This window comes from Flavobacterium sp. (assembly GCF_031411595.1).
GTDB lineage: Bacteria > Bacteroidota > Bacteroidia > Flavobacteriales > Flavobacteriaceae > Flavobacterium.
In genome coordinates this window covers 33,751-47,684 of record NZ_JANOBI010000038.1, presented here as the reverse complement: position 1 = coordinate 47,684, position 13,934 = coordinate 33,751, and the positions used below count along the sequence as shown (strand labels likewise).

Annotated in this window: 11 protein-coding genes and 1 tRNA gene; 5 read left to right on the top strand and 7 right to left on the bottom strand. The window is 36.7% G+C overall.

Going from position 1 to position 13,934, the window contains the following annotated elements; genetic code table 11:
• On the bottom strand, positions 1–269 hold a 269-nt coding region (locus tag RMO03_RS09390; protein ID WP_309641845.1), incomplete at its 3' end, for a hypothetical protein.
• A gap of 182 nt (positions 270–451) precedes the next feature.
• Positions 452–2,248, bottom strand: a complete 1,797-nt coding sequence (gene typA / locus RMO03_RS09385; protein WP_309641844.1) for a translational GTPase TypA — start codon at positions 2,246–2,248, stop codon at positions 452–454.
• 162 nt (positions 2,249–2,410) lie between these two features.
• On the opposite strand from typA, the gene RMO03_RS09380 reads away from it, so the two are divergent.
• Positions 2,411–4,126, top strand: a complete 1,716-nt coding sequence (locus RMO03_RS09380; protein ID WP_309641843.1) for a PAS domain-containing sensor histidine kinase — start codon at positions 2,411–2,413, stop codon at positions 4,124–4,126.
• Between the two features lie 5 nt (positions 4,127–4,131).
• Positions 4,132–4,545 carry a response regulator gene (locus RMO03_RS09375; RefSeq protein WP_309641842.1) on the top strand — a complete coding sequence of 138 codons (414 nt, stop codon included), beginning with the start codon at positions 4,132–4,134 and terminating at the stop codon, positions 4,543–4,545.
• 49 nt (positions 4,546–4,594) lie between these two features.
• Here the strand turns inward: RMO03_RS09375 and rpsT are convergent, their stop codons facing one another.
• The 3 genes from rpsT to proS all read right to left on the bottom strand — a co-directional run bounded on the left by rpsT (position 4,595) and on the right by proS (position 6,504).
• On the bottom strand, positions 4,595–4,846 hold the full coding sequence (gene rpsT, locus RMO03_RS09370; protein WP_309641841.1) for a 30S ribosomal protein S20: 252 nt from the start codon (positions 4,844–4,846) through the stop codon (positions 4,595–4,597).
• Positions 4,847–4,875: 29 nt separating this feature from the next.
• Positions 4,876–4,947, bottom strand: a tRNA-Glu gene (locus RMO03_RS09365).
• A 78-nt stretch (positions 4,948–5,025) separates the two neighbouring features.
• Positions 5,026–6,504, bottom strand: coding sequence for a proline--tRNA ligase (gene proS / locus RMO03_RS09360; RefSeq protein WP_309641840.1), 1,479 nt, complete (start codon positions 6,502–6,504; stop codon positions 5,026–5,028).
• Between the two features lie 99 nt (positions 6,505–6,603).
• Between proS and RMO03_RS09355 the strand changes: the two genes are divergently transcribed.
• The 3 genes from RMO03_RS09355 (at position 6,604) to rimO (ending at position 10,827) form a co-directional block, all read left to right on the top strand.
• On the top strand, positions 6,604–7,539 hold the full coding sequence (locus RMO03_RS09355; RefSeq protein ID WP_309641839.1) for a hypothetical protein: 936 nt from the start codon (positions 6,604–6,606) through the stop codon (positions 7,537–7,539).
• Between the two features lie 71 nt (positions 7,540–7,610).
• Entirely contained in the window at positions 7,611–9,119 is a 1,509-nt protein-coding gene (locus RMO03_RS09350) for an outer membrane protein transport protein (protein ID WP_309641838.1), read from the top strand.
• 391 nt (positions 9,120–9,510) lie between these two features.
• Positions 9,511–10,827: a 30S ribosomal protein S12 methylthiotransferase RimO gene (gene rimO / locus RMO03_RS09345; RefSeq protein WP_309641837.1), complete on the top strand. Its 1,317-nt coding sequence runs from the start codon at positions 9,511–9,513 to the stop codon at positions 10,825–10,827.
• Between the two features lie 98 nt (positions 10,828–10,925).
• On the opposite strand, the gene RMO03_RS09340 is transcribed toward rimO, so the two are convergent.
• Complete coding sequence (locus RMO03_RS09340; RefSeq protein ID WP_309641836.1) at positions 10,926–11,774, bottom strand: hypothetical protein; 849 nt, start codon at positions 11,772–11,774, stop codon at positions 10,926–10,928.
• 4 nt (positions 11,775–11,778) lie between these two features.
• Positions 11,779–13,881, bottom strand: a complete 2,103-nt coding sequence (locus RMO03_RS09335) for an ATP-binding protein (protein WP_309641835.1) — start codon at positions 13,879–13,881, stop codon at positions 11,779–11,781.
• Between the last annotated feature and the right edge of the window lie 53 nt (positions 13,882–13,934).

Below are 13,934 nucleotides of genomic sequence, written 5' to 3'. Positions count from 1 at the left end.
GTATGCTCCTTATCAAAAGTGATCTTTAAAGGTGATTGCACTTTTCCTTTGATGGTCACAAATGGATTAAATTCCGGGATATAGATCACATCCCTTTCCTGTAAAACGATATCATGCTTTGAGTTTTTATACTTCATTGCCTTAGACAGGTCAATACTCACAGGATCTTCCAGGTTAGAAAGGATGCTGTCTTTAATCGGGTTACCATTTGAATCAAGTTTGGGTCTGCTAACTATTCTTTCCCGGAAAAGATCATTCGGAAAAATCATGGGCTGAAAGGTTGACTATTCCGTTGGAGTTCTTGTTGAAGAAATAGCCCTAGCCCAGATTGAAGCAAGCTACCGTGTAGCGCGGAAAGCTGTAAATAGCTTCTGAAATAAATTCAGAATAAATCCTAAACAAAAAACTCACTCGATGTCGAATGGGTTTCTTTATTGATGGGAATTTCAAATTAGATTTTGAAACGTTTTCTATCGTTTTCTGTCAAATAGATTTTTCTCAAACGAATTGATTTTGGAGTTACCTCAACGTATTCATCTTTTTGAATGTATTCTAAAGCTTCTTCTAATGAGAAAATAATCGGTGGGATAATCCTTGCTTTTTCATCATTTCCTGACGAACGAACGTTCGATTGTTTCTTGGCTTTAGTAACGTTGATAGCCATATCATCGCTACGAGAGTTTTCTCCGATTACTTGACCTTCGTAGATTTCGTCATTTGGATTGACGAAGAATTTACCACGATCTTGTAATTTATCGATTGAATATGGAATGGCTTTTCCGTTTTCCATTGAGATTAATGAACCATTGTTTCTTCCCGGAATTTCTCCTTTGAATGGTTCGTAACCAATATAACGGTGTGACATAATTGCTTCTCCAGCAGTAGCCGTAAGCAGTAAGTTACGCAATCCGATAATACCACGAGATGGAATATTAAATTTAACGATCATACGTTCACCTTTCGCTTCCATACTGAGCATTTCTCCTTTACGGATAGAAACGAATTCTACGGCACGACCTGATAAATGATCTGGTAAGTCGATGGTTAATTCTTCAATTGGCTCACATTTTTTACCATCAATTTCTTTGATGATTACTTGTGGTTGACCAATTTGCAATTCGTAACCTTCTCTACGCATGGTTTCGATAAGTACAGACAAGTGCAAAACACCACGTCCGAATACCATGAATTTATCGGCTGAATCGGTTTCACCCAATTTCATCGCTAAGTTTTTCTCTAACTCTTTTGTCAAACGATCTCTGATGTGTCGTGAAGTCACAAATTTTCCTTCTTTACCAAAGAAAGGCGAATCGTTAATGGTGAATAACATACTCATCGTTGGTTCGTCGATGGCGATGGTTTGTAAGGCTTCTGGGTTTTCGAAGTCGGCGATGGTGTCACCAATTTCAAAACCTTCTACTCCAACAATCGCACAAATATCTCCGGCTATAACGCTTTCCACTTTTTTACGGCCTAAACCTTCGAAAGTGTGGAGTTCTTTGATTCTTGATTTCATGATTTTGCCATCTCTTTTTACTAGAGAAATGGGCATACCTTCTTTTAATTCGCCTCTTTCTAAACGACCAATCGCGATACGACCGGTGAATGAAGAGAAATCTAAAGATGTGATTAACATTTGTGGTGTTCCTTGAGAAACTTTTGGAGGTGGTACATTGGCGATAACCATATCCAACAAAGGTTCGATGTTAGAGGTTTCATTTCTCCAATCGTCCGACATCCAGTTGTTTTTGGCTGAACCGTATACAGTTGGGAAATCAAGTTGCCATTCTTCGGCACCCAATTCGAACATGAGATCGAATACTTTTTCGTGTACTTCTTCCGGTGTACAGTTTTCTTTGTCTACTTTATTAATAACCACGCAAGGTTTTAAACCTAAGTCGAGTGCTTTTTGCAATACGAAACGTGTTTGCGGCATTGGGCCTTCGAAAGCATCTACTAGAAGACACACGCCATCAGCCATATTCAATACACGCTCTACTTCACCTCCGAAATCGGCGTGACCGGGAGTATCGATGATATTGATTTTCGTTCCTTTATAAACTACAGAAACGTTTTTAGAAGTAATCGTGATGCCTCTTTCGCGTTCGAGATCGTTGTTGTCTAGAATTAAATCACCTGTGTTTTCGTTGTCACGAAATAATTGACAGTGATACATAATTTTGTCAACCAAAGTAGTTTTTCCGTGATCGACGTGGGCAATAATTGCAATGTTTCTGATAGATTCCATCTGTGATTTTTAATGGGTGCAAAGGTACACTTTATTTTTACATATAAAACCTTTAATAAGGAGTTTACTTTTTGTTAACCTAAAGTGTTGAAATCATGGGAAATAAAATTAAGTTGATACACATGATTTTGTTTTAATTATTTATTCTATATATTTGAAGTAATGAAAAACAAGGCGAACAAAATAACACTGCTTTACATAGTTTTTTCCGCATTTCTGGCTATTGTCAGTTTCTTTGTTTTAAACCGTTTTAGCTTCTCTAATTTTACCGAATTACTTTATTTAAGTTTGGCCAAAGACCTTGCTTTTATTATACTTTCAGGAATTATTTTCAAAATGATTTTGACAAAAAATGATTTTCAAAACCATAAAATTTTTGAAAAACTTCAAGAAACCAACGAGGAAATAAAAGAGTCGAATGAGCGCTATGATATTGTAGCAAAAGCAACCAGTGATACGATTTGGGATTGGAAAATACAGGAAGATGATTTCATTTGGAACAAAGGAATTCAAGGTATTTTTGGGTATAAAAAAGAAGAAGTTGGCAAGACTTCGAAATGGTGGTTTGATCGCATTCATCCTGAAGACAGTATCAAAATGTCGATTAAATTGTATTCATTCATCGAACAAAAAACAGAAAAATGGCAAGATGAATACCGATTCAAATGCGCTGATGGCACCTACAAATATGTTTTTGACAGAGGATTTTTAGTAAAAGATGAGGAGGGCAACGCGATTCGAATGATTGGAGCAATTCAAGATGTCACCAAACAAAAAGAAGAAGAACAGCGACTCAAGCTGTTGGAAACGGTAATTACACAAACGAAAGACGCCGTAATTATTACAGAATCTGAAAAACAGAGCAAAACCATTCCGAAAATTGTCTTTGTGAATCCTGCTTTTACTGAAATGACCGGTTATAAATCTTCGGAAGTGATTGGCAAAACGCCTATCGTTTTTATGGGTAGAAAATCGGTTAAAAATGACATTGCGAATTTGTCGAAAGCCTTAAAAGGCAGAGAAGAATTTAAATTTGAAACTTTGAATCACACCAAAAGTGGTGAAGAATATTGGGTTAATTTTTCGATGATTCCTATTACGAATCAAGAAGGCGAACATTCGCATTGGATATCGATTCAACGTGATATTACCGAAGAGAAAAAGCAAGAAAAAGAGAAAGAACAACTCATTCGGGAATTGACACAAAACAATAAGGATTTGAAACAGTTTTCTTATATCACTTCGCACAACTTGCGAGCACCGTTGTCTAATTTGACTGGTTTATTGAATTTGATGCATGAAATTCCTGTAGAAAATCAGGAGCTCCGAGAAGTCATCAATGGTTTTTCTACTTCTACGAATTTGCTTAATGAAACCATTAATGATTTGGTGAAAGTGGTCATTATTAAAGACAATCCATCGATTAATAAAGAAGAAGTTCTGATTAAAGATGTCTTTGAAAATGTCTTCAATCAGTTGAGTTATTTGATTAGCTTGCACAAACCGATTTTGAAAATCGAACTCGAGAAAGTCACCATCTTAAACATCAATAAGGCGTATTTAGAAAGTATTCTGTTGAATTTATTTACGAATGCCATTAAATATCGCTCGCCAAAAAGAATTCTGCGAATTTTTGTTTCCTCGAAAGAAATCGACAATCAGATTGTATTGGTTTTTAAAGACAATGGTATCGGAATCGATTTAGAACGCAATGGCGATAAAATATTTGGATTGTATCAAAGATTTCACAATTATTCCGACAGTAAAGGATTAGGTTTGTATCTCGTAAAATCGCAAGTGGAATCGATGGGTGGAACTATTAGTGTGGAAAGTGAAGTTGATAAAGGCACGACATTTACAATAACATTTAAAAAATAATGAGTATGCTTGATTTAGTTTTATGCGTAGACGATGATCCAATCACACTGATGCTGTGTAAGATGGTAATCAACCGATCTGATTTTGCTCAGGAATTGATTACGGCTCAGAATGGCGAAGAAGCATTAAATTATTTTGATGATTTAAGACTCAATAATTTGGGGAATGAAGTCAAACGCTATCCGCAATTGATTTTCCTCGATTTGAATATGCCCGTCATGGGTGGTTGGGAATTTCTGGATTGCTTTACAAAAGAAGATTACCGCACGTATTTTAAAGATTGTAAAGTTATCGTGTTATCTTCTACGATTGATCCTGACGACATCAATAAAGCAAAGACCTATCCTATGGTTTTGGATTTTTTATCGAAGCCTATTTCTAAAGAAATGCTCGAAAATCTGAAGGAAACATTATTGTAAAAAAAAACGCTCCAAGTTGGAACGTTTTTTATATAGTATCAAAATACGATTACAATTTTGCAACGTGTTTTGTTAATTTAGATTTCAAGTTAGAAGCTTTGTTATCATGAATAACATTTTTCTTAGCCAATTTATCAATCATAGAAATTACGCCTGATAATTTAGCTGTAGCATCTGATTTGTCAGTAGCCATACGCAAAGCTTTGATCGCGTTACGTGTCGTTTTATGTTGGTAACGATTTAAAACTCTTCTTTTTTCGTTACTTCTGATTCTTTTTAAAGCTGACTTATGATTTGCCATTTTGTTTTTTTCTTAAAATTTATTTTTTGTAGCCCGTAGGGGAATCGAACCCCTCTTACCAGGATGAAAACCTGGCGTCCTAACCGATAGACGAACGGGCCATACTTCTGTAATGCGGATGCAAAAATACAACTATTTTCTATTCGTACAATAGCTGAAGTATATTTTTTTATTTTTTTTTAATATGCCTTTGCAAACAGCACTCTACCAGTAGATTTAGCACCGGTTAACACACAATTTCCGCCCTCATTTTTTCGATTTAATGGGATACAACGGATGGTAGCTTTGGTCAAATCTTTGATTTTTTCTTCCGTTTCTGCAGTTCCATCCCAATGTGCTGAGATAAATCCGCCTTTGTTTTCCAAAATTTCTTTGAATTCTTCAAATGAATTGACTTCGGTAATATGAGATTCTCTATAATGTAAAGCTTTATCAAAAAGTTCTTTTTGTATTTGCTCAAGCAATTCGTTGACATAATTGACAATAGTATCTTTCGCAACAATTTCTTTAGTCAATGTATCGCGACGTGCCACTTCAAAAGTGCCGTTTTCTAAATCTTTTGGACCAACAGCAATCCGCACCGGTACGCCTTTCAATTCCCATTCAGCAAATTTGAAACCTGGTTTTTGTGTCGTGCGGTCATCGTATTTTACTGAAATTTTTAGTTTTTTCAATTGGGCTACTAATTCATTTACTGCTGTAGTAATTTCAGCCAATTGCTCATCCGATTTATATATTGGAACAATCACCACTTGTATCGGAGCCAGATTTGGAGGTAACACCAACCCTTGATCATCCGAATGTGTCATCACTAACGCACCCATCAAACGGGTTGAAACGCCCCATGAAGTTCCCCAAACATGCTCTTGCTTTCCTTCTGCATTGGCGAATTTTACATCAAATGCTTTAGCGAAATTCTGTCCAAGAAAGTGTGAAGTCCCAGCTTGCAGAGCTTTTCCGTCTTGCATTAAGGCTTCAATGCAATAGGTTTCTTCAGCGCCGGCAAAACGTTCTGTTTCGGTTTTCAATCCTTTGATTACCGGAATAGCCATAAAGTTCTCAACAAACTCGGCATATACATTCATCATTTTTTCAGATTCTTCAATCGCTTCTAATTTAGTAGCGTGAGCGGTGTGTCCTTCTTGCCAAAGGAATTCGGCAGTACGCAAAAACAATCGCGTGCGCATTTCCCAACGTACGACATTCGCCCATTGATTGATTAATAATGGTAAATCTCTATAAGACTGCACCCAATTTTTATACGTAGACCAAATAATCGCTTCACTCGTTGGACGAACAATGAGTTCTTCCTCTAATTTTGCGTTTGGATCGACCATTAGTTTGCCTGGTTTATCTGGATCGTTCTTCAATCTGTAATGCGTAACAATAGCACATTCTTTAGCAAAACCTTCTGCATTTTTTTCTTCTGCTTCGAACATACTCTTTGGAACAAACAAAGGAAAATAAGCATTACTATGTCCTGTTTCTTTAAACATTCTGTCGAGTTCTGCCTGCATTTTTTCCCAAATAGCATAGCCGTATGGTTTGATAACCATGCAGCCTCTAACGCCAGAATTTTCGGCTAAATCAGCCTTTACAACCAGCTCGTTGTACCATTTTGAATAATCTTCAGATCTTGTAGTCAGGTTCTTGCTCATATCAAAGTATTGGCATAAAAATTGTTTAACTTTTTTTAACTAAATAGTTTGGCAAAACTAACTAATTTTGTGTTGTCGGACAATAAAAAAACTGTTGTTATGAAAACTAAATATTTCCCAGCACAAAAAAATTCCTTATACTTCTTACTAGGGATTTTCTCTATACTAGCAACTTCCTGCGGCACTTATCAGAACACTTCCTATTACGATCGAGACGGAGTTTATGGAAGTTCAGAACCTCAAAACAGAACCGCTGCAACTTCCCAAAATGATACTGGAAACAACCAATACAAAAATTACTTCAATTCGTTGCAAGATACCAAAGAACAAACTGAGACTTTTACTGATGTTGAAAATTACGCTTCAAACAATTATAATAATGATAATAACAATCAAGAATACAGCACTAGCAATTCTGATTGGGGCAGTACTTCAGACAACGTAAACATTAATTTTTACGGTGGCAATTGGGGATGGAGTAATTACTGGGGATGGAATTTAGGTTGGGGATGGAATTCCTGGTACGGCCCAAATTACTACGGTTGGGGTTATAATAATTGGGGTTACAATCCTTGGTTAATGCCTTATTATGGATATTATGGTTGGGGTTGCAATCCATACGCAAATAATTATTATTCAGGTTACCATAATTACCCTTATTCCAATGGAACTAGAAGCTACTCAAATCCGGGTCGCACTTATGCAACTAACACCAGTGGCACGAGAAATCCAGGAGCTAATTTTGGTGGTACCAGAAACAATAATTCCGGAGTAAGAACCAATACTGAAAATTCCAATAATAGTTATGGTACGGGCCCAACAAGAACTATCATTAGAAATCCAAATTCTGGAAGCAATACTAATAATAACTACGGCAACACCCGATCGAATAACAATACTACAAGAATGCCGTCGACTCCGCCAAGAACCAACAGTAACTATAATCCGGGACCAACAAGATCCGGAAGTTATAGTTCACCAAGTTATAGTGGCAGTAGTTCAAGTTCTACAAGATCAGCCGGTGGAAGAAGATAAAATCAATATTAATTTTACCTATGCTTTTGATTAAAATCAATGTCATAGGTATTTTTTTGAACAATATAATCATGAAAAGATACCTCACTTTTATCATTGCAGGATTGAGTTTTTACTCAGTAGAATCTCAAACCATTGCCGATGCTTTATTGTATTCTAAAGACAATCTGACCGGCACAGCTCGTTTCAGCGCTATGGGTGGCGCGTTTGGTGCTTTGGGCGGAGATTTTTCCTCAATTCAAGTAAATCCGGCGGGAAGTGCTGTGTTTTCTAATAATCAAGCGAGTATTACTTTTAGTAATTTTAATGTAAAAAACAGTTCAGACTATTTTGGATCAAAAGTAAGTACGAGCAATATAGCTTTTGATATCAGTCAAGCGGGTGGCATACTGGTTTTTAAAAATACTGACGAAAAAAATAATTGGAAAAAAATTACACTCGCCGTCGATTATGAAAACACCTCCAATCTTGATAATTCAATCACAACTTATGGAAACAATCCAAACCAATCAGTGGCTCAATACTTTTTGAGTTATGCCAATCCTGGATTGTACAACTCCAATATTCCCGAAAGCACACTTTCAAATTCTTTTTATGAAGATTTAGATATCAGAAACCAACAAGCTTTTCTTGGTTATCAAGGTTATATTATTAACCCTATACTGCCTGATAACAACACCTATGAAGCGAATGTTGCTCCCGGAGATTTTTACCAAGAAAACTACGTTGATACTAAAGGATATAATGGTAAAGTGGCCCTTAATTTAGCAACGCAGTATAAGGACAAATTCTTTTTCGGTTTAAACCTGAATACTCATTTTACCGACTTCGAAAAAAAGACACTTTTTTATGAAGAAAATGACAACAGCCAAACGCCCGATGCCATAAAAAATATACTTTTCGGCAATTACCAACATACTTACGGCAATGGTTTTTCATTTCAATTGGGAGCCATTGCAAAAGTAACTAAATCACTTAGAGCCGGCTTATCATATCAATCTCCAACGTGGTATCGACTTACGGATGAAAAAATACAACTATTGTCAAGTTCAAAAAACAATGCTCCGGATCCCGATAATTATCAATTTACTACGGATTCCGATATTCTATTGATTTATCCTGCCTACAAACTTCAAACACCAAGCAAATGGACCGGAAGTTTGGCTTATGTATTTGGGAAAAATGGATTAATAAGCCTTGATTACAGCATCAAAGATTATGGAAACGCTACTTTCAAGCCTAACGATTCTTTTTTCAGACCTTTAAATGCGGCGGTTGATAATCAACTGCATGCTGCTGGTGAATTGCATATCGGTGGCGAATATAGAATTAAAGAATGGAGTTTGCGTGGCGGTTATCGTTACGAGCAAAGTCCGTATAAAGACAAAAAAATCATGGGCGATTTAGCCGGATTCTCTACCGGATTTGGTTATAATTTTGGCACTACCCGATTGGATTTATCGTATGCTTATGCGCAAAGAAAATCTCAGGAAGCTTTTTTTACGCAAGGGTTTACGTCGGCTCCGAAAATTAAAACGGAGAACAACAACTTCGCATTGACTTTGGTTTTTGAGTTGTAGTTTTAATAATTAAAAAGTTAAATGACTATTGGGGAATTTAAACCAATATTTTTTCACTTATAATTTTATGTATTTTTTCCTTTGCGTCTTAGTGCCTTTGCGAGCCAATTAAATCTCGCAAAGGCGCTAAGACGCAAAGCTTTTAAAGACATCTGATATCAAAATAATGTATTAATTAATTTCTTTACTTGCTATAAACTTCTTGATAGCCATCAGAAGTTATAATGGAATCCAATGTATTTTAGCCCTGATAGCAGCGGTTATCCTTTTGTGCCGGGGTTCGGCGCAAAAGATTGGAGCGTATAGCAGGTTCCCGGCTTCTTAAAATTTAACTTCTTATAGTGCTTTAAGGAATAAAAAAATGTAATTTTGCACTCCAATTTACAAATCCATGAGAACCAAGTCGTTAAAAAAGAATAAGATCAATGTCATCACTTTAGGGTGTTCCAAAAATGTTTATGACAGTGAAGTTTTGATGGGACAATTGCGTGCCAGCGGAAAAGATGTGGAGCATGAAGCACCGGCGGAACGTGAGGGTAACATCATCGTTATTAATACTTGTGGATTTATTGACAATGCCAAAGCCGAATCAGTCAATATGATTTTGGAATATGCCGATAAAAAAGAACGCGGTTTGGTCGACAAAGTCTTTGTGACGGGCTGTTTATCGGAGCGTTATCGTCCTGATTTGGAGAAAGAAATCCCGAATGTAGATCAGTATTTTGGCACGACAGAATTGCCTCAATTGCTTAAAGCTTTGGGAGCAGATTACAAACATGAATTGCTTGGCGAACGTTTGACGACGACTCCAAAAAACTACGCTTATCTTAAAATTGCTGAAGGTTGTGATCGACCTTGCAGTTTCTGTGCGATTCCGTTGATGCGGGGAAAACACGTTTCCCAACCGATTGAAAAATTGGTCAAAGAAGCTCAAGGTTTGGCGCGTGATGGTGTCAAAGAATTGATTTTAATCGCTCAGGATTTGACGTATTACGGTTTAGATATTTATAAAAAAAGAAACCTTGCAGAATTGCTCGAAAACTTGGTAAAAGTGGAAGGTATTGAATGGATTCGTTTGCATTACGCATTTCCTACTGGCTTCCCAATGGATGTTTTGGATTTGATGAAACGCGAACCTAAAATCTGCAATTATATTGATATTCCGTTGCAGCATATTTCGGATTCGATTTTGAAATCGATGCGACGCGGTACGACACAAGCTAAGACTACAAAGCTTTTGAAAGATTTCCGTGAAGCCGTTCCGGGTATGGCGATTCGCACAACTTTGATTGTAGGTTATCCCGGCGAAACGCAAGAAGACTTCAACATATTGAAAGATTTTGTTCAGGAAATGAAGTTCGATCGTATGGGTTGTTTCGCTTATTCGCATGAAGAAAACACGCACGCTTATTTGCTCGAAGATGATGTTCCCGATGCAGTGAAACAAGCACGTGCCGAAGAAATCATGGAATTACAATCGCAAATTTCTTGGGACTTAAACCAAGAGAAAATCGGACAAATTTTCAAATGCATCATCGACCGAAAAGAAGGTGCTCACTTTGTAGGACGCACGGAATTTGATAGCCCAGATGTGGATAATGAAGTGCTTATCGACGCATCGAAGCATTACTTAAAAACGGGTGATTTTGCGATGATTAAAATTACGGAAGCTACTGAATTCGACTTATACGGCGAACCGATTTTATAAAACCATCTAAACTTTCCTTTATATTATTTAAAAATATGTCTCGCAAAGACGCAAAAAATTCGTCAACAGTTTTGCGTCTTTGCGTCTTTGCGAGAAAATTAATTGTAATTGAAAGTAATTCCAGCAACCAAAAAATTTCTTCCGAAAAATTCCGTGTTTTTGGTCGCAGCATTGTGAATGTAATTCAATGATAACGGCATTGAAATGCGGTCGGTCAATTGGAATTCTCGGGTGGCTTCTAGGCCAACATTCACCAACGAAGTTTGATCATAATCTCCGGCTGCATAGTATTTAGCTTGATTGTTGAAAACCGCTCCGGTTGTAGCTTCAAAGGTTATTTTTTGGAATAATTCTTCTAAAGTGTAAACCGCTTCGAAATAAGTGGTGTAATTCTGTTTCGGGTTTTCTCCTTCATCATCATAGCGGTAATCATTTCCAGCAACCAAAGTACTTAGCGTCAAACTCAAAGGCACTTTATAGTCAGAAAAATCAAACAACAAATTCGCATCAACGGTTTTGGTGCCGTCGGTTCCGTAATTGAAAAACCCGTTATCAACGCCTTCAACCTTTGCTACCGAAGGCCAATAATAATCCCAAACTTGAACCGTCAAAAAAGAATTGATTTCATAACTTAAACTAAAATCGACTTCCTGATACCCTTTTCCAGCATTCCCATCAGCATAAAAATAATCGTTTTGAAAATTGGTAGTCGCCCAAAAACCTGCTACGAGTTTATCCGTAATACTATAATTAATGGCAGGCTGCACCACAACATAATCGCCACCCCAAGACTGACCGCGCCAAATATAACGGCTGGCAATGTCTAAATTAAGCTCCAACTTTTTGCTTTTTTTAGGTTGAATCGTGTCTTGCTCTATTTTGACTTCCTGAGCAAACAAGTGACAACCAATCAGAATGAAAGTAATGCAAGAAAGTATTTTTACCATCGAATTACGTTTTGTTTTTGATGACATCTTCAATCGTTTCAAACAAATTCTCTCGGTTGATAGGTTTGGTCAAATAACCGTAGAAACCTGCTTTCATAATTCTGTCTTCGTCTTCCACAGACGCATAAGCGGTTTGCGCAATAACCACCAAATCAGGTCGAATGGCTTTTATTTTTTCTAAAGCTTCAAAACCATTCATAATCGGCATTTTGATATCCATCAAAACAATGTCGATATTGGGATTGCTTAGGCTAATGTCTACCGCTTCGAGCCCATTGACGGCGCGTATGATGTTGTAGTTTTTGACTTGAATCATCTTTTGAAACAACAAGAAATTGATGTTGTCATCTTCGGCAATCAATATTGTTACGGCATCTAATGCATGTGGAATTGTACTGGCTTTAACCGGTTGCACTGTTATTTTTTGAACCTCATCATATTGTAGTGGAATCGTAAAAGTAAATGTTGATCCTTTCTCCACTTTCGATGCCAACGATATGGTGCCGCCCATCATTTCAACATACGCTTTCGAAATCGCCAATCCCAAACCTAACCCACCGGCTTTGATGGTCGCATCATTCTCGACTCTTTTGAAACGATCAAAAATATGCTTGTGATTGTCTTTGTCGATTCCGGGTCCGGTATCTTTAATCGTGAAAACAATAGCTTGCTTCTTATCATCAATTTGATAGCCGAAAGCTACATAACCTTCATTGGTAAATTTAATCGCGTTGGTTACTAAATTAACGATTACTTGTTTCAATTTGACTTCATCAGCAATGATATTATAAGCTGCAGGTGCTTCATTGTGAATGATATAAAAATCGATATTCTTTGTTTTTGGAATGGTGATCCTAATGGTTTCATACAACTCGTTGATGCACGATTCTAAATTGAGATTGGTATAATTGGGTGAAATCTGATTCGAATCGATTTTCGACATTTCAATCAAATCATCAATGATGGAAACCAAGTTTTTTCCGCTTTTATCAACGACTTTCAAATATTCGAGCTGCTCTTCTTTGTTGAGTTGGGTATTCAAAATCAAATCTGTAAATCCATTGATAGCATTCATCGGCGTACGAATCTCATGCGATAAATTCGCCAAGAACGACGATTTGAGTCGCTCGCCTTCCTCCGCTTTGAGTTTGGCTTTGACGAGTTCTATCTTTTGATTGCTGTTTTCTTCAAACAAAATTCCGATGTGACTGAACTCACCCGTAGTTTCTTTCAATTGCTTGATGGCCTTTTTATTTCCTGTTTGGAGTGCGCGCGTAATCAAGTCTAACGGAGCATAGACCAACTTTCGAGTGTAGAATAAATTGATGATTAAATTCACAAAAAAAGCGAAGAAGATTACATACAAAATCGTCAGCATGTTCTCGAAATAGACTTCAAATTTTCTTTTAAACAGTAGCTTTTCGACGATTTTCCCGTTACAATCTTTCAAATCAACAGTCGCAAAAATCGTGTGTTGCGCTTCGATTTCAGAATACTTTTGATCAATGATACTAATCTGTGATTCTGATACTTTTTCAAAATCTTTTATAAAAGAAGCATCCAAAAGTCGGGCAACAAAAAAATAGCCAAATGGTGTGGTTTTATTTTTTAAAGGATCATTCGAAGCATGAATAGCAGCGCCGGTTACTTCAATCAAACCTTCAGGAATTTTCATATAAAACTTATTCAATCCCAATCGATTCAACGCAATCATAGCTTCATCAGGAATAATATCTTTCGATTTTATTTTGGAAGAAGCCGTTCTAATGATGAATTTTTTATTGACATCATAAGCACCTAAATAGTCCGCTTTGTATATATTCAATTCATTGCCAATCGTTTCATTATACCAAATTGTATCTTTCGATTGAACGAATTTAACAAATTCATCCCAATTCGTGTCGTTGTTAATCGCAACTTGAATCGGTTTGTTGTCGAGTTCTAATAACTTATTGACTTCGCTATTAAACTGTACTTTAGAGTTAATACGAACTTGATTTTCAATTTGTTTGGTATAATAATATAAAAAGAAAAAGAGCAACATAAAAAACATACTCGACGAAAAAATCAAGAGTAATATTTTTGGATACGTTTTTTTGACTTCCATATTTTAGTGCGTTTTAATCCTCCGAATTTAAAACAATTAAGATGCAGTGCATC

Coding starts and splice junctions, on each gene's coding strand:
- typA (WP_309641844.1), bottom strand. CDS start 2,248: ATGGAATCTATCAGAAACATTGCAATTATTGCCCACGTCGATCACGGA.
- RMO03_RS09380 (WP_309641843.1), top strand. CDS start 2,411: ATGAAAAACAAGGCGAACAAAATAACACTGCTTTACATAGTTTTTTCC.
- RMO03_RS09375 (WP_309641842.1), top strand. CDS start 4,132: ATGCTTGATTTAGTTTTATGCGTAGACGATGATCCAATCACACTGATG.
- rpsT (WP_309641841.1), bottom strand. CDS start 4,846: ATGGCAAATCATAAGTCAGCTTTAAAAAGAATCAGAAGTAACGAAAAA.
- proS (WP_309641840.1), bottom strand. CDS start 6,504: ATGAGCAAGAACCTGACTACAAGATCTGAAGATTATTCAAAATGGTAC.
- RMO03_RS09355 (WP_309641839.1), top strand. CDS start 6,604: ATGAAAACTAAATATTTCCCAGCACAAAAAAATTCCTTATACTTCTTA.
- RMO03_RS09350 (WP_309641838.1), top strand. CDS start 7,611: ATGAAAAGATACCTCACTTTTATCATTGCAGGATTGAGTTTTTACTCA.
- rimO (WP_309641837.1), top strand. CDS start 9,511: ATGAGAACCAAGTCGTTAAAAAAGAATAAGATCAATGTCATCACTTTA.
- RMO03_RS09340 (WP_309641836.1), bottom strand. CDS start 11,774: ATGGTAAAAATACTTTCTTGCATTACTTTCATTCTGATTGGTTGTCAC.
- RMO03_RS09335 (WP_309641835.1), bottom strand. CDS start 13,881: ATGGAAGTCAAAAAAACGTATCCAAAAATATTACTCTTGATTTTTTCG.